We start from the raw sequence: 21,697 nt of genomic DNA, 5'->3' as shown, positions 1-21,697 counted from the left end.
TCTGTTGGCTGGAGTCTAATCGGCGACCCGGGTTTGTTGCAGCTTGCCTGCGAGCGGCTGCAATGCTCGCGTATCCAGACAAATGCGAATGGCATCCGGCCGCCAGTGCTCGATATCGCAATCCACCAGAGCACCCCGCTCGTCATAGTTGACCCGCACCAGCCGCAGCACGGCGCTCCCCTCCGCCAGATTGAGGGCGCGGGCGATGGCGCCACGCGCCGCCGAGGGGGTGATCTCGAGACTCGCCCCGCCCTGGCCTATGCCATAGCGCTGCTGATAGAGCTCGGTGAGGGAGCTGGCCAGCGGTGCGCTGGCGATATCGGGAAAGCGACTCGCCAGCAGGTGGTGGCTGACATGAAGCACCGGGCGACCGTCGATCAGCCGCTGGCGGCGGATCTCATAAAGTGGAGTAAAGGGTTCCAGCCCCATCCAGCGGCACAGCTCGCTGCTGGCAAGCTCGCTGCCGTGGGCCAGCACCCGGGTTTCGGCGGTGCGCTGCTGTTCGCCGATCCACTGGTGAAAGTGGGTGTGGATGGCGGGATCGTAGGTGAGGCGGGGTGGCGCCACAAACCAGCCGCGCCGCTCGGCACGGTAGATAAGGCCGTCTGCCTCGAGGCTGGAGAGCGCCTCCTTGATGGTGATGCGGGTGGTGGCGAAACGCTCGCTCAGGGCCCGTTCGGCGGGCAGCTGCTGCCCGGCCCCCAATTGGCCGCTGCCGATATAGCGGCGCAGGGTCTGGCAAATCTGTTCGCACTTGGAGGAGACGCGGCCATCGGCCATGCTCTGTTCGTTCACTCTCTGCTCGCTCAATTTCGGCTCGGTCACACTCTTGTCCCTGTTGCTTATTCAGAAGGCGGGTGGCTGGCCAATCCCTTACTGGAATAGTCCAGCCTCACTCGGGTTCAGAGTTGTAACCGCTGTGGATGACAGCGCCATGACAGGGTGATTGTCATCAAACTGCCATTAAAGCGCCCCGCCACCGTCACAATTCCCCTCTAGCATCCCTCTCGAACCTTAACTGACCTAGTCCAGAGGGATGGGATGATGAAAAGCGTGATCGCAAGTGCACTGGCCATGGTGGCCATCAGCCAACCGTTGTTTGCCACAAATAGCTATGCAGCCGAAAATATCGCGGATCTCGAAAAGGCCGCCCGCGGTGAAGGCCAGCTCCACAGCATCGGTATGCCCGACAGTTGGGCCAACTGGAAGGATACCTGGCAGCAGCTGGGCAGCATCTACGGCATCAAGCATCAGGATACCGACATGAGCTCGGCGCAGGAGATCGCCAAGTTCGCCGCCGAGAAGGCCAATGCCACCGCCGATATCGGCGACGTGGGCGGCGCCTTCGGTCCGGTTGCGGTCAAGCAGGGGGTTACCCAACCCTACAAGCCCTCCACCTGGGCCGATATTCCCAATTGGGCCAAGGATGCGGACGGTCACTGGATGCTGGCCTATACCGGCACCATCGCCTTCCTGATCAACAAGGATCTGGTCAAGGCAGCCCCCACCAGCTGGCAATCCCTGCTCGGCGGCGACTACAAGGTGACCCTGGGTGACGTGGGCGTTGCCTCCCAGGCCAACAACGGCGTGCTGGCGGCAGCCTATGCCACCGGTGGTAGCGAGAAGAATCTCAAGCCCGCCCTGGAGTTGTTCGGCCAGCTGGCCAAGCAGGGTCGTCTCTCCCTGAACGATCCCACCATCGCCAACATCGAGAAGGGCGAGGTGGAAGTGGGTGTGCTGTGGGACTTCAACGCCCTCAACTACCGCGACCAGATCGACCCCAAGAAGTTTGATGTGGTGATCCCGAGCGACGGCTCCGTCATCGCCGGTTACACCACCATCATCAACAAGTGGGCCAAGAACCCCAACGCCGCCAAACTGGCGCGGGAATACATCCTCTCCGATGCCGGTCAAATCAACCTGGCCCGTGGCTACGCCCGCCCGATCCGCAGCAACGTGACTCTGCCGGATGATGTGAAGGCCAAGCTGCTGCCAGCCGAGCAGTACGCCAATGCCAAGCCGGTGCAGGATCACGCCGCCTGGGAGCAGAGCTCCAAAGCCCTGCCGCGCCAGTGGCAAGAAACCGTCATGATCAACATGCAGTAAGGAAATCCAGTGCAACACAAGGTGATAGTGGTACTTGTGGATGGTCTGGCAGCCGAGGTAGCCCACACCATGGGCTACCTCGGTGGCATGGTGGAGGCGGGGCGGGGCCTGCATACGACCCTAAATGCTGCCCTGCCGTCTCTCTCCCGACCCCTCTACGAGTGCATCCTGACCGGCGTGCCGCCGGTGGTGAGCGGCATCACCCACAACGGGGTGAGTCGCCTCAGTCTGCATGACTCCATCTTCCATCTGGCCCGCGCCGCGGGCAAACGCACCGCAGCGGCGGCATACCATTGGGTGAGCGAACTCTACAACCGCAGCCCCTGGCTGGCTGCCCGTGATCGCTTTACTCACGACGAGCAGTTGCCCATTCAGCACGGCTGCTTCTACTGGGATGACAACTATCCCGACAGCCATCTGCTGATGGATGGGGAATGGCTGCGCAGCCAGTACGACCCCGATTTTCTGCTGATCCACCCGATGGGGGTGGACGATGCGGGCCACAAGTTTGGCCTCGATTCCCGCCAGTACCGCAATCAGGCGCGCCGGATGGACAGCCTGCTGGCCGACCTGCTGCCCCAGTGGCTGGCGGAGGGGTATCAGGTGGTGATCACCTCGGATCACGGCATGAACAACGACCTGAGCCACGGCGGCACCCTGCCGGAAGAGCGCACCGTGCCACTCTGGCTGTTTGGCGATGCCTTTATCGAGCGCTGGCCGGATGGGGTAGTGATCGCCCAGACCCAGCTCTGCGCCCTGATGGCGGATCTGCTGGGGGTTTCCCACGACAAGCCGGCAGCGCCACCGCTGCTCAAGGCCGCCTTTATGCGCGAGGTGCACTGATGATGCCTGCCACCACCGAGATCCTCGCGGATCAACCCGTGGTCACCAAGCAGAAGGTGCGCCGCCACTGGCTGCCCGCACTGGTATTGCTGCCCTTTATACTCTTGATGATCCTGTTCCAGCTCGCTCCCATGGTGTGGGTGCTGGTGGGCAGCTTTCAGACCCCAGATGGCTGGGGCCTCGACTACTACCGGGAGATTTTGAGCTCCCCCTTCTACCTGCAATCGTTCGGCAACTCATTGCGCATCGCCGGTATCGCCAGTCTGGCGGGGCTGGCTATCGGTACCCTCGGGGCAGCCGCGCTGCGCCACAGCGGCGAGCGGGTCAAGCGGGTGCTGCTGGCCTTCGTCACCATGACCGGCAACTTCAGCGGTGTGCCGCTGGCATTCGCCTTCATCATCATTCTCGGCATCAACGGTGCGGTGACCCTGCTGCTGAAATCCTGGGGCCTTATCGACGGCTTCAACCTCTACTCGGGCAGCGGCCTTATCCTCATCTACACCTACTTCCAGATCCCGCTCGCCCTGCTGCTGCTCTATCCGGCCTTCGATGCGCTGCAGGATGAGTGGCCGCAAGCGGCCGCGCTGCTCGGCGCGAGCAAGGGGCAGTATGTGTGGCACGTGGCGCTGCCGGTACTGACGCCTGCGCTGCTCGGCACCCTGATCATCCTGTTTGCCAACGCGGTGGGGGCCTATGCCTCCGCCTACGCCCTCACCACCGGCAACTTCAATCTGGTGACCATCCGGGTGGCCAGTCTGGTCTCCGGCGATATCTTCCTCGAACCCAATATGGCGGCGGCGCTGGCGGTGATCCTGATGGTGCTGCTGGGGGTGGTGACGGCCGCCAACCAGTGGCTGCTGAAAAAGAGCTATGTAAACAAGGGGCAATCCCATGCATGATTTGACGCCGCGCTGGCCCAAGTGGGTGCTGGGTGGGCTGGTCGCCACCCTGCTGCTGCCGCTGCTGGCCACGTTTCTCTACTCCATCTCCACCCGCTGGGGGGCGACCCTGCTGCCGGACGGCTTCACTCTCGACTGGTATCTCAAGCTGTGGGGCGACCCGCGTTTTCTGGCGGCCTTTGGCCGCAGCCTGCTGGTCTGCTTCGCCACCCTGCTGCTGGGGACCCTGGTACTGGTACCGACCGTGCTGGTGGTGGCCTACTACTTCCCCAAGCTGGATCCCTGGATGAACCTGCTGATCCTGCTCCCCTTCGCGGTGCCACCTGTGGTCTCGTCAGTGGGGCTGCTGCAGATCTACGCCGATGGTGTCCTGCCGATTATCGGCACGCCGTGGATCCTGATCGGCACCTGGTTCACCGTGGTGCTCCCATTTATGTACCGGGCGCTGGCCAACAGCCTGCAAGGGGTACCGCTCAGGGATTTGATGGATGCCGCCCATCTGCTGGGGGCCAGTAGTCGGCGCGCCTTCCTGCTGGTGGTGATCCCCTGCCTGCGAAAGGGATTGTTGGCGGCGCTGTTTCTGTCGCTCTCCTTCCTGCTCGGCGAGTTCGTGTTTGCCAACATGCTGGTGGGCACCCGTTACGAGACCCTGCAGGTCTACCTCTACAACATGCGCGCCACTTCTGGCCACTTCACCAGTGCGCTGGTGATGAGCTACTTCCTGCTGACCCTGCTGCTCACCTGGGCGGCCAATAGATTTCATCGGTGATCCAAGATGTTTCATTTAGAAGTCAATCAGTTGCATAAATCCTACGGCGATACGCCGGTGTTCGAGGGGATCGAATTCGGCATCCGCAAGGGGGAGCTGGTGACCCTGCTCGGTCCCTCTGGCTGCGGCAAATCGACCCTGCTGCGGGCGCTGGCCGGGCTCACTCCGGTAGATGGCGGTCAGGTGCGGGTGGCCGGTGAAGATATCACCTGGCAGGAGCCCCAGAAGCGCGGCATCGGCATGGTGTTCCAGAGCTATGCGCTCTTCCCCAACATGACGGTGTGGGACAACGTTGCCTTCGGCCTCAAGATGAAACCCCAGCCGGGGCGGGATCTCGCCGCCAGCGTGCAGGAGGCGCTTGAGCTGGTGGAGCTGACCGGCTTCGAGCGCCGCTATCCGGCCGAACTCTCCGGCGGCCAGCGCCAGCGGGTGGCACTGGCCCGGGCTCTGGTGGTGCAGCCGCGGATCCTGCTGCTGGATGAGCCGCTCTCGGCGCTGGATGCCCGCATCCGCCGCAGCCTGCGCCAGCAGATCCGCGAGATCCAGCAGCGCCTTGAGCTCACCACCATCTTCGTGACTCACGATCAGGAGGAGGCGCTCACCATGTCGGATCGGATCTTCCTGATGAACAAGGGAGCCATCGTCCAGAGCGGCACGCCGGAGGAGATCTATACCCGTCCCGCCAGCGAGTTTGTGGCGGGCTTTATCGGCAACTACAACCTGCTTGGCGCCGAGCAGGGCAAGTCGCTGTTCGGCCCCCGTTTTCAGGGCAAGCTGGCGCTGCGGCCGGAGTCCATTACCCTGCTGCCCGCAGGGATGACCAGCTGCGAACCCAGCCTGCCCGGCATCATTCGTCAGCAACAGCTGCTCGGCAACGTGATCCGCTATCAGGTGGAGTGCGAGGCGGGGCTGTTGACAGTGGATTGCCTCAACCGTTCGGCTGGCGATCTGCTGGCCATCGGCAGTGCCGTGACCCTGGCGGTGGCCCGGGATCAACTCTGTGAGGTAGCATGAGGCCGCATTTCATTTCCATTTTCACTGCGAGGAGCGCCCATGGCACTGGCACTGTTTGATCTGGACGAGACCCTGATTGCGGGGGATTCCGCCAGCCTCTGGCTGGAGTACATGGTGGCCGAGGAGCTGGCCCCCGCCAGCATGATCGCGGAGGAGCAGGCCATGATGTCCCTCTACCATCAGGGCAAGATGGATATGCACCAGTACATGGCCTTCACCCTGCAACCGCTGGCGGGCAAGACGCGCCAGTGGCTCGACTCGCTCTCTACCCGCTTTGCCGAGCAGGTGCTGCGCGAGCGCCTCTACCCCGAGGGGCTGGCACGTATCGAATGGCATCGGGAGCGGGGCGACGATCTGGTGCTCATCTCCGCCTCCGGCGAGCATCTGGTGGCCCCCATGGCGAAGATGCTGGGGATGGATCACTGCGTTGCCATTTTGCTCGATGAGGAGGAGGGGATGCTGACCGGCCAGACCCGCGGCACCCTCAGCTTTCGCGAAGGCAAGGTGGCCCGCATCAACCAGCTCTTTGCCGGCAGGGACCACCTCTGGCAGGGTAGCTTTGGCTACAGCGACTCTCACAACGATCTGCCCATGCTGCGGGCGGTGAGCCATCCCCATGCGGTCAATCCTGCCCCCGCGCTGCGTCAGCAAGCCGAGGAGCTGGGCTGGCCGGTGTGGGAGTGGCAGCGCTGAGTTGCGCGCCACACAGGCTTAACGTGCGGCAAGAAGCACGAAAAACAAAGAGAGAGGCTGGAGCCTCTCTCTGTGTTTTTGCTGACGACGTTGTGGTTGATGCTGGCGGCGGTGGCTACCCCTCGTTGGTTTGTTGCCGGGGCTCGCCAAAGGCGGGAATGTCCTCCTCGGCACTCTGGTGAGGGGTGTGGCGCAGCGGGAAGCAGATACGGTTTTTCCCCTCCCGCTTGGCCTGATAGACCCCTTTGTCGGCCTGCTCCACCAGCTCTTTGGCCGAGAGCCCGGAGCGACTAAAGGCCACCCCGCCGCTGATGGTGATGGTGAGATCGGGTTCGCGCCACTCCAGCTGCTCCACCCCGAGCCGGAACGCTTCCAGCAGTGAGGGAAGCATCGGCTGCTCTTCGCCGTAACGGAAGATCAGCACCAGCTCCTCGCCGCCATAGCGGCAGAACCAGCCCCACTCGTGGAACAGATTCATGCCCAGCTTGCTCACCCGCTTGAGCACCACATCCCCTGCCTGATGGCCATGGGTATCGTTGACCCGCTTGAAATCATCCAGATCGAACATCACCACCCCGAAGGGGGCGCCACTGTTGAGCTGCTTCTGCAGGCACTCGTCGAAGAAGCGACGGTTGTAGAGCCCGGTGAGCTTGTCCTGATGGGCTTGGAGGCGGATCTGGGCAAAGTCCTGGCTGGCGGCATCCATCTCTTCATAGACCTTGGCCAGCTCCAGCATACGGCGGCCGTTGTAGGCGATACCGCCGGAGCGGCTGGCGCGGATCAGCAGGGTGATCTCCCCCAGCATCCGGCGGAAGTAACGTGACCAGAGCAGGGCCAGCAGCAGATAGAGAATGCAGGCGACGGCAATCATCAGCTGCACGTTGATGGAGACGCTGTCGATCACCTGCTGCATGCTGGCAGTCGGCTCGACGCTGAGCAGGATCCAGCGCTGCTCGGGGATGCGGTAGTAGGAGACCATCAGGCCGCTGGCATCATCGAGGAAAAAGCCCTGCGGCTGTTGCATCCGGGCTAGCCAGTCGGGGTGGGCGAGGGGTTTGAATACCCGTCCGCGATCCGGATGGGCCAGCACCAGCCCGTCATGGTTGAGCAGGAGCTGATAGCCATTACCCAGATGGTGACTCTGCTCATGCCGACTGTTTAGCCAGCTGGCGAGGGGGGTGAGCTGGGTATCCAGCGAGAGTACGCCAACCCGCTTGCCGTCAGGATCTTTAATTACCCGAGCCAGCGCCATGGTGAGAGTGCCCAAGGTGTAGTCGTAATAAGGATCGGTCCAGACAATCTGTCCGGGATGGCTGGATGCCAGCAGATACCAGGGGCGGGTTCTGGGATCGAACTTCTCGTCGGCCTGCCAGGAGGGGTGGATCAGCATCTTGCGATGCTCGGTGCCTACATAGACGTAATCGAGCTCCATCACCTTGTGATAGGCCTGCCACTGTTGCAGGTAGCGCTCGCCGTTAAGGATCTCCGGGCCGCTGAAATCCTGATAATTTACCTGCTGATAAATGAGCGTAAACTGGCGTTTGAGGGTCGCCAGATAGGGTTCGATCAGGGTATGGAAATACTGGGTGTTGCGAGCAATCAGGTTCTGTTGCTGCTCGTGGCGCAGGGTGCGCTCCATATGCAGGTAGTAGATGCTGCCGAGCAGCAACACAGGGATAAAGAGCAAGAGGAGGCCCAGCCGCATGCGGGTGATCAAAGACCAAGTGTTCTTGGGCTTGGCGGGGGACATGAACAGATCCTTTTCGTCTCGGGTGGCACCAGCATATATGATGCTGTGCGGCTCGTCTAAAGGCAGAAAATGAGATGTTTCCGATGTTGAACCACACTCTGCTCTCAATGATTCATTATGGCAGCATAGCGGTACTGATCCTTGCCCTCTGTGTCGAGTATCTGATCTTTCGGCGCGGCCTGAACATGCTGCGAGTGCGCCGCCTGCTGCTGGCAGATGGGGTGGCAGCGCTGGCGCTCTTCTCCATCTTTGCGACCGGGTGTCTGCTGGCCCTCGAACATGCCAGCTCGGTGGCAGAGATCTTTGCCCATCCTGCCCACAGCCTCAAGATGGGGCTGTTTCTGCTGATTGTCGGCTCCCTCGTTTATCCCAGCCGCCTCTTCTATCGCTGGCGTCGTGCCCTGCGTCTGGGCAAGGCGCCGATGATCTCCATTCAGCAGCACTTCCGGGTGGTGTGGATCCTGCGGGGCAATCTGCTACTGATTGCCCTGTTGGCCGTGTTCACCAAACCCTCGCTGCTGTAACACTCGCGGTGCTCAAAAGCAGTGCGATGCAGAGCGTTGAGAGCGAGAGCGAAGACAAAGAGTGGAGACAAGAGGATAGGGAGGCGGGTATCTTGGATCGGATAACCCGTCACGCGCCGATTTAAGGAAGAATCGCCATGCGCTCCAATCTGATGTTGTTGATGGCTGCCACCATCTGGGGTATGGGCTTTGTCGCCCAGCGCCTCGGGATGGATCACATGGGGCCCTATACCTTCAATGGCCTGCGCTTTCTGCTTGGCGCCCTCTCCCTGCTGCCGCTGCTCTGGTGGCTCAAATCCCGACAACCTGTTGCCGTCGCGGGCGACCATCGCCAACTGCTGATCGGTGGTGTGCTGGCCGGGCTGGTGCTGTTCTGTGCTGCCTCCCTGCAGCAGGTGGGGCTGCTTTATACCACTGCCGCCAAGGCCGGTTTCATCACCGGGCTCTACATCATTCTGGTGCCGGTACTGGGGCTGCTGCTGCGCCACAAGAGTGGCCTCAATACCTGGATCGGCGCCATCATCGCGCTGGCCGGCCTCTATGTGTTGAGCGTCACCGACGAGTTCACCATCGGTTTTGGCGATCTGTTGCAGGTAGTTGGTGCCCTGTTCTGGGCTGTGCATCTGCTGCTGGTGGATCACTACTCCAACCGGGTTGCCCCCATCAAGCTGGCTGGAGTGCAGTTCGTAGTCTGCGGCCTGCTCAGCCTCGCCACTGCTTTTGTTATCGAAACCCCGACTGTTAGCGGCGCCGTGGCAGGTTGGCAGGCGCTGCTCTATGCCGGGCTGGTGTCGGTCGGGGTCGGTTATACCCTGCAGGTGGTGGGGCAGCGGGGCGCTCATCCGGCCCACGCCGCCATCATCCTTAGTCTGGAGACTGTCTTTGCCGCCGTGGGTGGCGTATTGTTGCTGGATGAAACGCTGGATGAGCGAGCCATTGCCGGTTGCGCCCTGATGTTGGCGGGGATGCTTATCTCCCAGATCCGCTTGAGATGGTGGTGGAAGTCGCGCCGGGACAAGGTGCCCGCGACCAAGTAAACCGCAGCCCGCTGCATAACAAAAACGCCCCGACAGTCGGGGCGTTTTGCATGATGGCGATTCGGATCAGGGGCGCTGATCCAGCTCGCGCTCCAGCTCTACCGCCTTCTGACGGGCCGGATGGGTATTGAGGCGCTGCCAGTAGGCTTGCAGGTGCGGGAAGTGGGCCAGCTGACCATTTTGCGCCAGCAGATCCACCAAGAAGGAGTTCATGATGTCGGCGCCGGAGAGGCGATCCCCCACCAGATAGTGGCGATTCGCCAGTACCTCATTGAGGTAGCCCAGCACCTTGGCACACTCCGCCTTGGCGTAGTCCGGCAGGAAGCGCATCGGGCTGCCATCCTTGCGCACGAACATGTCGAGCAGCAGCGGCAGGATACCGGAGCTCTCGGCAAAGTGGAGCCACTGCAGATATTCGGGATACTCCGGGCTATCTGGTGCCGGTGCCAGCCGATCGGCGGCGTAGCGGGCGATCAGGTACTCGGTGATGGCGCCTGATTCCGCCAGCACCCGGCCGTCGAACTCGATGACTGGCGACTTGCCGAGGGGGTGGATGGCTTTTAGCTCGGGCGGTGCCAGAAAGGTCGCGGCATCGCGCTGATACGCCTTGATCTCATAGGGCTGGCCCAGCTCTTCGAGCAGCCAGATGATGCGTTGGGAGCGGGATTTGTTCAGGTGGTGCAGGACTATCATGGAAACCTCGACGCAGTGACGGAAGGTGGTTATACGCAGCGGCACAGTGGCAGGTTCACCGCGGGCTAAAAAAGAGCGGGCTGATGCCCGCTCTCTCAACACCTGACTTATGCCTCCAGCGCCTGATCCAGATCCGCCAGTATGTCCTCGATCGCCTCGATCCCGACCGACAGCCGGATCATCTCGGGTTTCACGCCAGCCTTGGCCTGCTCCTCCTCGCTCAACTGGCGATGGGTGGTGGAGGCCGGGTGGCAGGCCAGCGACTTGGCGTCGCCGATATTGACCAGCCGCTTGAAGATCTTCAGCGCATCGTAGAAGCGCACCCCCGCCTCGTAGCCATCCTTCAGACCGAACGAGAGGATGGCCGAGGGGCGACCGGCCATGTACTTCTCTGCCAGCAGATAGTGGGGATGACCCGGCAGACCGGCATAGCTGACCCAGGCCACCTTGGGGTGATGCTTGAGGTGGTTGGCGACCCGCAGGGCGTTATCCACGTGGCGCTCCATGCGCAGGCTCAGGGTCTCCAGCCCCTGCAGCAGCAGGAAGGCGTTCATCGGCGCCAGCGCCGCGCCGGTATTGCGCAGCGGCACGGTACGCACCCGCCCGATAAAGGCAGCCGGGCCAAAGGCCTCGGTATAGACCACCCCGTGGTAGGAGGGCTCCGGTTTGGTCAGCTGGGGGAAGCGCTCGGCGTGATCCGCCCAGGGGAACTTGCCCGAGTCGACGATGACGCCACCCAGCGAGTTGCCGTGGCCGCCGACATATTTGGTCAGGCTGTGTACGACAATGTCGGCGCCGTGTTCGATGGGTTTGCAGAGTACCGGGGTGGCGACTGTGTTGTCGACGATGAGCGGCACACCACGGGCGTGGGCGGCCTTGGCCAGCGCGGCCAGATCGACGATGTTGCCCGCCGGGTTGCCGATGCTCTCGCAGTAGACCGCCTTGGTCTTGTTGTCGATGAGGGCGGCGATGGCCTCGGCGCTGTCATCCTTGGCGAAGCGCACCTCGACCCCGAAACTCGGCAGCATGTGGGCGAACAGGGTGTAGGTGCCGCCATAGAGCTGGGGGGTGGAGACGATGTTGTCACCTGCGGCGGTCAGCGCCTGAATGGCGTAGGTGATGGCGGCGGAACCCGCCGAGACCACCAGCGCGGCAATCCCCCCTTCCAGCGCGGCCATCCGCTGCTCCAGCACATCGTTGGTGGGGTTCATGATGCGGGTATAGATGTTGCCCGGCACCGCCAGATTGAACAGATCCGCCCCGTGCTGGGCGCTCTCGAACTCGTAGGCCACCGTCTGGTAGATGGGTACGGCGACCGCCTTGGTGGTGGGGTCGTTGGAAAAGCCGTGGTGCAGGGCCAGGGTCGCATCTTTCATCACACACTCCTTGTTGGATGTTGCTTGTCGCAGTTATAGATGGATAGACGTCCAATCTATCAGGCCCGTGGCCGATGTAAACAGCAAGATCCGGCAAAGCAATGTCGCCCGCAGGGGATGCGCGTCCTGAGTGGCTGGCATGGCCCGCACTCAGAGACGACGGCGATACTCCTTGTCATCGATCTGGTTCATGTCCCACTGCATCAGGCGGTTGAGCTGCTGCATGGGATCCTCGATAAGTGGCAAGGGGCGCGGCAGGATCCGCTTGAAGTAACGGCGCAAGGTCTGCTGGATCCGGTTCGGTTTGAGGGGGTTGGCGTGGCTCATGATGGTGTTCCTCTGCTATGGCTCTCACGTTCATCAGCAGTATTGCGCTAAAATGCGGAAGTAAAAACTGATGACTTATAGCAACAGGATTTCCTCTTTTATGCCGACCGGTCGCCTCTACCAGCAATTTCAACGACTCGCCCAGCTGCTTGGCAGCGACGAGCGGGAGATCAGCCTCGCCGAGGTGGCGGATTTGCTCTGCTGCACCCCGCGCAACGCCCGCCTGCTGCTGCGGCGGATGCAGGATCAGGGCTGGCTCAGCTGGTCGGCGGAAGCGGGGCGGGGGCGGCGCTCCCGACTTACCCTGCTCGATAGTCAGGAGAGCCTGACCCGGCGCCGCTTGCGGGATCTGCTCAGTCAGGGTCAGCTGGCGCAGGCGGTGCGGCTGGCCGAAGATCGCCTCGATCTGCTCACCCCGCTGCTGATCGAGCAACTCGGTCAGGCCACTCGCGAGGGGCGCCAGATCCTGCGGGTGCCATACTATCGGCCATTGCCGCAGTTGCTGCCCACCGGCCCGATGCGCCGCTCCGAAATTCACCTGAGCCGCCAGATCTTCAACGGCCTCACCCGGCGAAATGAGGAAAATGGGGAAATCGAAGGGGATCTCGCCCACCACTGGGAGTGTCTGGGCCCCTGTCACTGGCGCTTCTATCTGCGCCCGGCGGTGCGTTTTCACCACGGCCGCGAGCTGGTGGTGGAGGATGTGATGGAGAGTCTGCTGGCCCTGCGGGATCGCCCGCTGTTCGCCCATCTGGATCGGCTGGAGAGCCCCTGGCCGCGCACCCTGGATCTCTATCTCGACAGTCCGGATCCCTGGCTGCCCCACCTGCTGGCGGAGCCGGTGGCGACCATTTTGCCGCGGGAGCTCAAGGGGGAGGCGGGCTTTGCCCTGCAACCTGTGGGCACCGGTCCTTACCGGGTGGCCGCCAACGATCCCCTGCATCTTTGCCTTGCGGCGTTTGACGACTACTTCGGCCTGCGCGCCCTGCTCGACGAGATCGATATCTGGATGCTGCCGGAATTGGCGGAGCGGCTGGAGACCCACCTGCAGCTGGGGCGCGACAGCCCTGAGCTCGGCACCATGCGCGGCGAATCGGAGCTGGAGTCGGGCTGCTACTTCCTGCTGCAGGACGATCGTTCCGGATCCTTGCAGGATCCCGCCCTGCGCCAGTGGCTCGGCCAACTGCTCAATCCGGTAGCCCTGATGGGGCGGGTCGCCCCCGAGTTGCAACGGGGCTGGACCAGCGCCCTCGGCCTGCTGCCCCACTGGCGCGAAGCTCTGCCCGCGCCCTTGCCCACACCGGCGCAGTTGCCGACGACCTTGGTGCTTGCCTGCTTCAACCAGCATCTGGAGTTCAACGAGTGCGCCAACGCCATGAGCAGTCTGCTGGCCGAACAGGGGATCCGGCTCGAGGTGCGCACCCTCGATTATGGCCGCTGGGTGAGTGGCGAGGATGAAGACGTGGATCTCTGGCTCGGCACCCTCAACCTCGAACATGCCGGCCCCTTTGCCCCCTACGCCTGGTTGCAGGGCACCCCGTTGCTGCGCAAGGTGTGGGGCAGTCAGCATGAGTTGTGGCAAGGGTTGATGCAGTGGCGCGCCAGCGGTGAGGAGCCCGGCCCCCGCGCCCTGCTGGCAACTGTGCAGCAGCAGAGCTGGTTTGTGCCGCTGTTTCACCACTGGCTGGAGCTGGAGAGCCGGGTCGGCGTGCACGGGGTGCGGATGACAGCGCTCGGCTGGTTCGATTTTCGCAGCGCCTGGCTGCGGCCCGAGCCACCCCATCAGCCCGCAGAGGCGCCATAGTTCGTCCAATTTCTGTCGCGGCCGATGGGCGCTCCGCGGCCGCTTGCGTGAAAGATCCGTAAATCGGCCGCTGCTGCACAGTTTGTGTCACGCCTCTGTGCCATGCTGTTTCAGGTTATGGACAGCAGAGCAAATGAGGAAAACGATGAGCAACAATTCAGACAGTTCCGCAGGAAAATGCCCGGTCATGCACGGGGGAACCACCTCCGTCGAGACGTCCAGAATGGAGTGGTGGCCGAAGAGCCTCAACCTCGACATTCTTCACCAACACGATACCAAGACCAATCCGCTGGGGGCCGGTTTCAACTATCGGGAAGCCTTGAAGGGGCTCGATATGGCGGCCCTCAAGCAGGATGTGACCGCCCTGATGACCGACAGTCAGGAGTGGTGGCCCGCCGACTGGGGCCACTACGGCGGCCTGATGATCCGCATGGCCTGGCACTCGGCCGGGACTTATCGCATCGCCGATGGTCGCGGTGGTGGCGGCAGCGGCAACCAGCGTTTTGCCCCCCTCAACTCTTGGCCGGATAACGCCAACCTCGACAAGGCCCGTCGCCTGCTGTGGCCCATCAAGAAGAAGTACGGCAACAAGATCAGCTGGGCCGATTTGATTATTCTGGCGGGCACCGTGGCTTATGAGTCCATGGGGCTCAAGACCTTCGGCTTCGCCTTTGGCCGCGAGGATATCTGGCATCCGGAGAAGGATATCTACTGGGGATCGGAGAAAGAGTGGCTGGCGCCCAGCGGCAAGCCGGGTGGTCGTTACTCCGGCGAGCGGGATCTGGAAAACCCGCTGGCGGCGGTGATGATGGGGCTTATCTACGTCAACCCGGAAGGGGTGGATGGCCAGCCAGATCCGCTGAAAACCGCGCAAGATATGCGGGTCACCTTCGCCCGCATGGCGATGGATGACGAAGAGACGGTGGCGCTGACCGCCGGTGGCCACACCGTCGGCAAGGCCCACGGCAACGGCGACGCCAAACAGCTTGGGCCCGAGCCGGAAGGGGCCAGCCTCGAGGAGCAGGGGCTGGGCTGGATCAATCACCACAGCCGCGGCATCGGCCGCAACACTGTGACCAGTGGCATCGAAGGGGCCTGGACCACCCACCCGACCCAATGGGACAACGGCTACTTCGATCTGCTGTTCAAGTACGACTGGTGGTTGCAAAAATCACCGGCGGGGGCCCATCAGTGGGAACCGATCAATATCGCTGAAGAGGATATGCCGGTGGATGTGGAGGATCCGTCGATCCGCTGCAAACCCATGATGACGGATGCCGACATGGCGCTCAAATTCGACCCCGAGTACCGCAAGATTGCCGAGCGCTTCCGTGATGATCCGGCGGCCTTCTCCGACGCCTTTGCCCGCGCCTGGTTCAAGCTGACCCACAGGGATATGGGGCCGAAGAGCCGCTATGTCGGCCCCTATGTGCCGACAGAAGATCTGATTTGGCAGGATCCGGTGCCTGCCGGACGTACCGATTATGACGTGGCGGCGGTGAAGGCCAGGATTGCCGCCAGCGGCCTCTCCATCAGCGAGCGGGCCACTACCGCCTGGGATAGCGCCCGTACCTTCCGTGGCTCCGACAAGCGGGGCGGAGCCAACGGCGCCCGCATCCGGCTGGCGCCGCAGAAGGATTGGCCGGGCAACGAACCGGCGAAGTTGGCGAAGGTGCTGGCGGTCTATGACAAGCTGGCGGCCGAGTGTGGCGTCAGCGTCGCGGATCTCATCGTGCTGGGGGGCAACCTCGCCATCGAGCAGGCAGCCCAGGCCGCCGGGGTGACGGTGAGCGTGCCGTTTGCGCCGGGCCGGGGGGACGCCACTCAGGCTCAGACCGATGTGGCCTCGTTCGAGGTGCTGGAACCGTTGGCCGATGGCTTCCGCAACTGGCTGAAGCAGGACTATGTGGTGACGGCGGAGGAGCTGCTGCTGGATCGCGCTCAGCTGATGGGGCTCACCGCTTGCGAGATGACGGCGCTGGTCGGCGGGATGCGGGTGCTCGGCACCAACCACGGCGGTACCGGGCACGGGGTCTTTACCGACCAAGTCGGGGTGCTCAGCAACGACTTCTTCGTCAACCTGACCGACATGGGCTACCAGTGGTTGCCGAAAGCGAGCAATCTCTACGAGATCCGCGATCGCCACAGCGGCGCCCTGAAGTGGACGGCCACCCGGGTGGATCTGGTGTTCGGCTCCAACTCTGTGCTGCGCGCCTATGCCGAGGTCTATGCCCAGGATGACAACAAGGAGAAGTTTGTCTGTGACTTCATCACCGCCTGGAACAAGGTGATGAATGCGGATCGCTTCGATCTGCTTGGCTAGTCCCCGAGCCGTTTGGTTATCTGCACCAGCCCCGCACAGCCAAGATGTGCGGGGCTTTTTACTGCCCGCTTTTCTGTGCAGCCCTACAATCCGCCGCGCTGCGACACCCGCTGGCCGGTCGCGCAGGGTCGTGGGCATCCCTGTGCTTGGGCCAGCAGTATCATGTAACATGCTGATCCGCTGGTGATGCCCGGCTGCCACCCCATTGGCCACTGATGTCCAATCAACAGGACAAGGACAGAAACAAAGAGACAAGGAGTCAACTCATGCTGGAAATGCAGATCCAACCCCGCTTTCAGGAGACGGATGCCCTCGGCCATATCAACAATACGGTGCCGGCGGTCTGGTTCGAATCGGCGCGGGATCCCCTGTTCCGGATCTTCTCCCCCGATCTGGATGTGCATAACTGGCATCTGATCATCGCGGGCTACACAGTGCAGTTCAAACGGGAGCTGTTCTACGGCCAGCCGGTCACCATCAAGACCGGCGTGCGCCGCATCGGCACCAGTTCCTTTACGGTCTGGCAGGAGGCCTGGCAGGGCGGCGAACTGGCCGTCACCGCCGAAACGACCCTGATCCATTTTGACTACCGGGCCCGCCAATCCCTGCCCCTGAGCGATGCTCACCGGGAAGGGCTGCGGGCCTGGCTGACAGAGAGTTAACCACGGGCCGGATGGCCCATCACAGGAGTGTTATGTACAACTCAATGCGCAACACAGCGATCGCGCTGACCTTGGGATTCTGCTCCCTCCCTTCTCTGGCCGCTTCTCTCGCCGAGCAGTTTACCCTGATGGAGAAGGGGGCCGAGAGCGCCCTCGATACCCGCCAATTCAGCCATGACGGCGTCGATATCAAGGCCTGGATCGATGGCGCCCCGGTCATCATCGCCGTGCCCATCATGAACGAGCTGGGCAAGCTGGAAGGGGAGAGCCGCTACTACTTCAAGGGCGGCAAGCTGTTCGGGGTCAAAGAGCCCGCCGCCCAGTTTGCCTTTGATGACAGCGGCAAGCTGACCCAATGGCTGGACGAGAAGGGGCAGCCCGCCGAGTTCGTCAGCAAGATGAGCATGCAGCAGCGTCAGGAGTGGCTCACCAAGCGGGCCGCCGAGCTGAGCAAGCTGTTTGTGGTGAGCGCGGCCGAACAGAAGGCGGCCAAGGGGGGCGTCAAGCTGAAGGGGGCGGATCTCGCTCACTGGCTCTGCAACGGCAAACTGATGGATCTCGCCTATGGCGACAAGGTGATCTTCGAGCAGGATAAGCTGAAGATTGGCGAGCAGGGGATCGAAGGGGAGGTCTCCCTGCGTCAGGATAAGGGGTGGCAGGAGCTGAGCCTCAAGTGCGAGGTGCAGGGCACCCAAGTGACCCGCCTCACCTGGCAGCCGCTGCCGGGTGCCAACAAGCCGCAATAAGCGCAGTAGCAAGGGGGCCCATCACGGGCCCCCTTCTCATTCGGTGTGTGGCTCCCCCAGCTTGAGCCGGGTGAGTGCCTCGACCCGGCGCCACTGTCTGGGTTCGAACCAGCGTGCCAGCAGTTCCTGCTGCTGTTCGGCCCGGGCCTCGTTCGGCAGTTGTCTGAGCTCGGCCAGAAAGCCGCTGAGCTGCTCCTCGAACCCTTGCCGGTTCTGCTCCAGCTGGCGCATCCGATCCACCGCTTCCGGCCCCCCCGTCTCCAGCAGCAGAGCCTCCCGTTTGGCCGGGTCCATCTGCGCCAGCCCTTGCAACTCCTCAAGCAGGCGGCTGTTGGCCTCCGCCTCGCGAAACCAGCCCGGTTGCTCCGCCAGCCAGAGATCCAGCTCGCTGGCCAGCTGCGACTTGTCGCTGTCTCTTGCTTCCGCCAGCGCCCTGCGGCGCAGGGTCAGCTGCTCCATCAGCCGATCCTCGGCAAACAGCTGGGCCTGCTCGGCCGGAGTAAAGCTCTGCTGGCGCAGCTGCTCCCGCTCGTCAAACAGGATCTGCAAGCTGGCGAGGGAGATCTCGGTGGGCACCGTCAGGCTGCTCTGGGCGGAGACAAAGGTGCGATAGCGCGCCTGCAGGGCATCGGCGGCCTCCTGCTCGGGATCGTGCGGGTGGCTCTGTGCATGCTGATTGGTTTGAGCCTGTGATGAGTCTGCCGTCGGTGCCGTGGGCCAGAGCAACACCCCGCCAAGCAGCAGGGTGATGGCGCAGGGTACGACGAGCAGGGTGGCGATCTTCATAGTCCCAGCTCCTTGAGACGGTTGGCATGCTGGCGATAGAGGGTGACCGGATCGGTCTCGAACAGATGGTGGATGCCGAAGGACTGGTTCACTTCGTCCAGATGGTTCATCCGGTAGTCGGTGCCGATCACCTTGCCGAGGTGGCTGCTGCAAACCCCGACCAGTCCATCATTGGGCTCCTTGAAGAAGGCGCCGGTCAGCGCCAGCGCAGGATCCACCGGATCCAGCAGATTGGTCAGGTTGCCGCGTCCGCTCCAGGAGAAGTAGTAGACGCCGTTGGTCGCCTGCATCGGCCCCTCACCGCAATAGCGGCTGGGCAGCCCCTCCGGGTAGCGCTGGTTGAACTGGCTGGCCCCCTTGCTGGTGAGGGCATCGAGGGCGGCGACCGGATCTTGCGGCAGCTGACTCCCGCCCGAGAGCAGTGAAATCATGCCGGAGAGGGCGTGGGCCGCGGCGGCAGCCAGCTTCTCGGCGGCGCTGCCGGGGGCGGCATTGGCCCGCACCAGATCGGCAATCTCGGAGCCATAGTTGACCCCGCCGATGCTGGTGGCGGAGGCGACCAGCTCGGGGGCGACCGAGGCGACATAGCGGATGGTAGGGCCGCCATGGGAGTGGCCGATCAGGTTGACCTTCTCGGCGCCGGTGGCTGCCAGCAGCAGCTCAACCTGGGCGAGCAGTTGTTCGCCCCGTTGCTCCGAACTGGCGGTGGCCGATACCTGAGCCACGTAGACTTTGGCACCATCCCGGCTCAGGGCCTGGGGAATGCCGTAGAAATAATCGACCCCGAGCAGCTTGTCGAAGCCGAACAGGCCGTGCACCAGCACTATGGGGTAGCGGGTCTGGGTGTATCCGCTGGCGTGTGCCAGCATGGGCAGGGTGCAGAGCAGCACCAGAAGCCATCTCTTCATCATCAGCATCCTTGTTGATTCGTGAGGAACAGATTGTGTGGCGTACTCCATGTTCGCCGGTGCCAGTATGGTGGCTGCTGACGGGAGAGGCTGTGAGGGGGATCGCAACTCGGGATTCAAAAGGGATTCAGGGTGCGGGCGGGGAGGCTGAACTCCCCGCCCTGCGGCTTATTGCCACTCCACCAGGTGATACTGCTTCTTGCCCCGGCGCAGCAGCAGGTAGCGACCAAACAGCCGATCAGTAGCGCTCAGCTGTTCATCCTGCTTGATCACACCATTGAGGCTGATGGCCCCCGCCGCCAGCAGCTCGCGGGCGATGCGTTTGGAGTTCGCCAGACCGCAGCTGACCAGCAGGCTGACCAGATCGGTCTCGCCGCTGACGGTGCTGCTCGGCATGCCATCCTGCGCCAGCTGGGCCAGATCGCTCTCGCCGAGGCGGGCCACGTCGCCGCTAAACAGCAACTCGCTGATGCGCTGCACCGCCGCCAGCGCCGCCTTGCCGTGTACCAGCTCGGTCAGCTCATCGGCCAGCACCTGCTGGGCCTGCTTGCGCCCCTGCCGCTTCGCGTCTTCCGCCTCCAGTGCATCAATCTCGCTCAGCGGCATAAAGCTGTAGTAGCGCAGGAAGCGGTAGACATCTTCATCCGCGGTGCCGAGCCAGAACTGGTAGAAGGCGTAAGGGGAGGTGAGCGCCGGATCGAGCCAGACCGCGCCCCCTTCGGTCTTGCCGAACTTGGTGCCGTCTGCCTTGGTGATAAGGGGCAGGGTCATGCCGTGCACCTGCGCCTGATGGAGGCGACGGGTGAGATCCATGCCGCTGGTGATATTGCCCCACTGGTCGTTGCCGCCAATCTGCAGGGTGCAACCGAGCCGCTGGTGCAGCACCGCAAAGTCGTAGGATTGCAGCAGAGCGTAGGAGAACTCGGTGAACGAGATGCCCTGATCCGGACGGGCCAGCCGCTGGCGCACCGATTCCCGCGCCAGCATGGCATTGACCGAGAAGTGCTTGCCGATATCCCGCAGAAAATCGAGGGCGGACATCTGCCCCATCCAGTCGCCATTGTTGACCAGTTGCGGGGCCGACAGGCCCTCATCGGCGGGCAGCAGCGCCCTGATTTGGGCCGACAGGCTGGCGACCCAACCCTGCACGGTATCGGCACTGTTGAGGCTGCGCTCGGTCGCCTTGAAGCTGGGATCGCCAATAAGGCCGGTTGCCCCGCCCACCAGTGCCACCGGGGTGTGGCCCGCCAGCTGGAAGCGGCGCAGCATCAAGAGTGGCACCAGATGACCGATATGCAGGCTGCCGGCGGTGGGATCGAACCCGCAATAGACGGTGCGCGGGGTGGCAAGATGATCGGCCAGGGCCGCCGGGTCGGAATTCTGGGCCACAAGGCCGCGCTCGGTCAGCTCATCGAGCAGGTGGGGGTTGATCATGGGTGCTCCAACAACAGGGGAAAAGCCGTCATCCTCGCCGTTCTGGCCGGTGGCGGATATGTCCCCTGAGGGACAGTTTTGCCACTCTCGTGTTAGCATTCAGCCATAGCGGGGAATCGCTCCCCGTCACCGGAAACGTGCCACCATGACCCAGCCATTCACCACAGATGCCTTGACCCGCAGCATGACCGAGGTGGTCGATGCCCTGCACAGCAGCGCCTTTCCGGCGGCGCTGGTGCGGCTGATCCAGCAACAGGTGGCGTTTGATTGCGCCCTGCTGCTCGGGGTGGGGCAGCGCCCCGTCTACCTCTACGACAACCTCAATCATCAGCGGGCTCTGTTGTTTGACCGCTACCTCACCAGCCACTTCAGTCAGGATCCCTTTATGCAGGCGCTGGAGCAGGGCTTGCCTGCCGGCGTCTGGACGCTGGCGCAGGTCTCCCAAGGGCGGCTCGATCCCGAATATCGCCACCACTTCTATCAGGCCACCGGCTGGCAGGAGGAGGTGGGGCTGATCCTGCCGGTGCGGGATGGGCTGACGCTGATGCTGTTTCTGGGGCGACTCGACAAGCGCAGTACCCTCAGCCGTGACGAGCAGGCAAGGCTGGAGCAGCTGTTCCCGCTGGTGCATTCGCTCTGTCGTCAGCAGTGGCGGCAGAGCCAGCCGCTGTTGGCCCAGAGCACTGCGCTGCCAGACAGCGCCAGCCTCCGGAGTGCGGTGGAGCAGGCGATGGCGAGTGTCGGGGGGGATCTGCTCACCCGGCGCGAGCGGCAGGTGGCGGAGTTGCTGCTGCAGGGGCTGGATACGGAGGGGATTGCCGCGGAGCTCGGGATTGGCAGCGGCACGGTGAAGAATCACCGCAAGCATCTCTATGGCAAACTGCGGCTCGGCTCGCGGGCCGAGCTGTTCAATCTCTTTCTGAACCACCTCATTACGGCGCCGGTGGAGGCATCCCCCGTTTCATCGATGGGGGATACAACGAGCCCGCCATAGGGCGGGCCG

21 protein-coding genes are annotated in these 21,697 nt (G+C 63.1%); 13 read left to right on the top strand and 8 right to left on the bottom strand.

Annotation, left to right across the window (positions count from 1 at the left end; all coding sequences use genetic code 11):
- Window positions 1-15: 15 nt before the first annotated feature.
- Window positions 16-825: a UTRA domain-containing protein gene (locus I6L46_RS15680; protein ID WP_216976268.1), complete on the bottom strand. Its 810-nt coding sequence runs from the start codon at window positions 823-825 to the stop codon at window positions 16-18.
- Between the two features lie 219 nt (window positions 826-1,044).
- Here I6L46_RS15680 and I6L46_RS15675 point away from each other — a divergent pair, with 219 nt between their 5' ends.
- From I6L46_RS15675 to I6L46_RS15650, 6 genes are read left to right on the top strand one after another with little or no spacing between them, the layout of a single operon-like run.
- Window positions 1,045-2,106, top strand: a complete 1,062-nt coding sequence (locus I6L46_RS15675; RefSeq protein WP_005355254.1) for an ABC transporter substrate-binding protein — start codon at window positions 1,045-1,047, stop codon at window positions 2,104-2,106.
- Between the two features lie 9 nt (window positions 2,107-2,115).
- Window positions 2,116-2,949, top strand: coding sequence for an alkaline phosphatase family protein (locus I6L46_RS15670; RefSeq protein WP_216976266.1), 834 nt, complete (start codon window positions 2,116-2,118; stop codon window positions 2,947-2,949).
- Entirely contained in the window at window positions 2,949-3,848 is a 900-nt protein-coding gene (locus I6L46_RS15665; protein WP_216947537.1) for an ABC transporter permease subunit, read from the top strand. The genes I6L46_RS15670 and I6L46_RS15665 overlap by 1 nt, the downstream gene beginning before the upstream one ends.
- Window positions 3,841-4,617, top strand: a complete 777-nt coding sequence (locus I6L46_RS15660; RefSeq protein ID WP_005355251.1) for an ABC transporter permease — start codon at window positions 3,841-3,843, stop codon at window positions 4,615-4,617. The genes I6L46_RS15665 and I6L46_RS15660 overlap by 8 nt, the downstream gene beginning before the upstream one ends.
- A gap of 6 nt (window positions 4,618-4,623) precedes the next feature.
- Window positions 4,624-5,631 (top strand): ABC transporter ATP-binding protein, encoded by a 1,008-nt coding sequence (locus I6L46_RS15655; RefSeq protein ID WP_216976264.1) that lies wholly within the window; start codon window positions 4,624-4,626, stop codon window positions 5,629-5,631.
- A 39-nt stretch (window positions 5,632-5,670) separates the two neighbouring features.
- Complete coding sequence (locus tag I6L46_RS15650) at window positions 5,671-6,324, top strand: HAD family phosphatase (protein ID WP_019445452.1); 654 nt, start codon at window positions 5,671-5,673, stop codon at window positions 6,322-6,324.
- 115 nt (window positions 6,325-6,439) lie between these two features.
- Here I6L46_RS15650 and I6L46_RS15645 read toward each other — a convergent pair whose 3' ends face one another.
- Complete coding sequence (locus I6L46_RS15645) at window positions 6,440-8,074, bottom strand: sensor domain-containing diguanylate cyclase (protein ID WP_216976262.1); 1,635 nt, start codon at window positions 8,072-8,074, stop codon at window positions 6,440-6,442.
- An 83-nt stretch (window positions 8,075-8,157) separates the two neighbouring features.
- Here I6L46_RS15645 and I6L46_RS15640 point away from each other — a divergent pair, with 83 nt between their 5' ends.
- The gene (locus I6L46_RS15640; protein WP_075115790.1) at window positions 8,158-8,598 is read left to right on the top strand and encodes a DUF2214 family protein; all 441 of its coding nucleotides are present in this window, start codon (window positions 8,158-8,160) and stop codon (window positions 8,596-8,598) included.
- 137 nt (window positions 8,599-8,735) lie between these two features.
- Window positions 8,736-9,635, top strand: a complete 900-nt coding sequence (locus I6L46_RS15635; RefSeq protein ID WP_139406592.1) for a DMT family transporter — start codon at window positions 8,736-8,738, stop codon at window positions 9,633-9,635.
- A gap of 66 nt (window positions 9,636-9,701) precedes the next feature.
- Here I6L46_RS15635 and I6L46_RS15630 read toward each other — a convergent pair whose 3' ends face one another.
- The 3 genes from I6L46_RS15630 to I6L46_RS15620 all read right to left on the bottom strand — a co-directional run bounded on the left by I6L46_RS15630 (window position 9,702) and on the right by I6L46_RS15620 (window position 12,031).
- Window positions 9,702-10,328, bottom strand: coding sequence for a glutathione S-transferase family protein (locus tag I6L46_RS15630; RefSeq protein ID WP_216976260.1), 627 nt, complete (start codon window positions 10,326-10,328; stop codon window positions 9,702-9,704).
- Between the two features lie 107 nt (window positions 10,329-10,435).
- Window positions 10,436-11,704, bottom strand: coding sequence for an O-acetylhomoserine aminocarboxypropyltransferase/cysteine synthase family protein (locus I6L46_RS15625; RefSeq protein ID WP_216976258.1), 1,269 nt, complete (start codon window positions 11,702-11,704; stop codon window positions 10,436-10,438).
- Window positions 11,705-11,854: 150 nt separating this feature from the next.
- Window positions 11,855-12,031 (bottom strand): hypothetical protein, encoded by a 177-nt coding sequence (locus I6L46_RS15620; protein ID WP_005336463.1) that lies wholly within the window; start codon window positions 12,029-12,031, stop codon window positions 11,855-11,857.
- 100 nt (window positions 12,032-12,131) lie between these two features.
- On the opposite strand from I6L46_RS15620, the gene sgrR reads away from it, so the two are divergent.
- From sgrR to I6L46_RS15600, 4 genes are all read left to right on the top strand, one after another.
- Window positions 12,132-13,835 carry an HTH-type transcriptional regulator SgrR gene (gene sgrR, locus I6L46_RS15615; RefSeq protein WP_216976256.1) on the top strand — a complete coding sequence of 568 codons (1,704 nt, stop codon included), beginning with the start codon at window positions 12,132-12,134 and terminating at the stop codon, window positions 13,833-13,835.
- Window positions 13,836-13,980: 145 nt separating this feature from the next.
- Complete coding sequence (gene katG / locus I6L46_RS15610) at window positions 13,981-16,158, top strand: catalase/peroxidase HPI (protein WP_216976254.1); 2,178 nt, start codon at window positions 13,981-13,983, stop codon at window positions 16,156-16,158.
- A 266-nt stretch (window positions 16,159-16,424) separates the two neighbouring features.
- On the top strand, window positions 16,425-16,820 hold the full coding sequence (locus I6L46_RS15605; RefSeq protein WP_005336457.1) for a thioesterase family protein: 396 nt from the start codon (window positions 16,425-16,427) through the stop codon (window positions 16,818-16,820).
- 44 nt (window positions 16,821-16,864) lie between these two features.
- Window positions 16,865-17,566 (top strand): hypothetical protein, encoded by a 702-nt coding sequence (locus I6L46_RS15600; RefSeq protein ID WP_216978064.1) that lies wholly within the window; start codon window positions 16,865-16,867, stop codon window positions 17,564-17,566.
- Window positions 17,567-17,602: 36 nt separating this feature from the next.
- Here the strand turns inward: I6L46_RS15600 and I6L46_RS15595 are convergent, their stop codons facing one another.
- From I6L46_RS15595 to tyrS, 3 genes are all read right to left on the bottom strand, one after another.
- Entirely contained in the window at window positions 17,603-18,352 is a 750-nt protein-coding gene (locus tag I6L46_RS15595) for a lipase secretion chaperone (protein ID WP_216976252.1), read from the bottom strand.
- Window positions 18,349-19,260: a triacylglycerol lipase gene (locus I6L46_RS15590; RefSeq protein ID WP_216976250.1), complete on the bottom strand. Its 912-nt coding sequence runs from the start codon at window positions 19,258-19,260 to the stop codon at window positions 18,349-18,351. The genes I6L46_RS15595 and I6L46_RS15590 overlap by 4 nt, the downstream gene beginning before the upstream one ends.
- 168 nt (window positions 19,261-19,428) lie before the next feature.
- Window positions 19,429-20,694, bottom strand: a complete 1,266-nt coding sequence (tyrS, locus tag I6L46_RS15585; protein ID WP_216976248.1) for a tyrosine--tRNA ligase — start codon at window positions 20,692-20,694, stop codon at window positions 19,429-19,431.
- Between the two features lie 145 nt (window positions 20,695-20,839).
- On the opposite strand from tyrS, the gene I6L46_RS15580 reads away from it, so the two are divergent.
- Window positions 20,840-21,688 (top strand): helix-turn-helix transcriptional regulator, encoded by an 849-nt coding sequence (locus I6L46_RS15580; protein ID WP_216976247.1) that lies wholly within the window; start codon window positions 20,840-20,842, stop codon window positions 21,686-21,688.
- Window positions 21,689-21,697 lie beyond the last annotated feature (9 nt).

This window comes from Aeromonas sp. FDAARGOS 1416, assembly GCF_019048085.1.
Classification (GTDB): Bacteria; Pseudomonadota; Gammaproteobacteria; order Enterobacterales; family Aeromonadaceae; genus Aeromonas; species Aeromonas veronii.
This window is presented reverse-complemented; position numbering and strand designations above follow the sequence as displayed.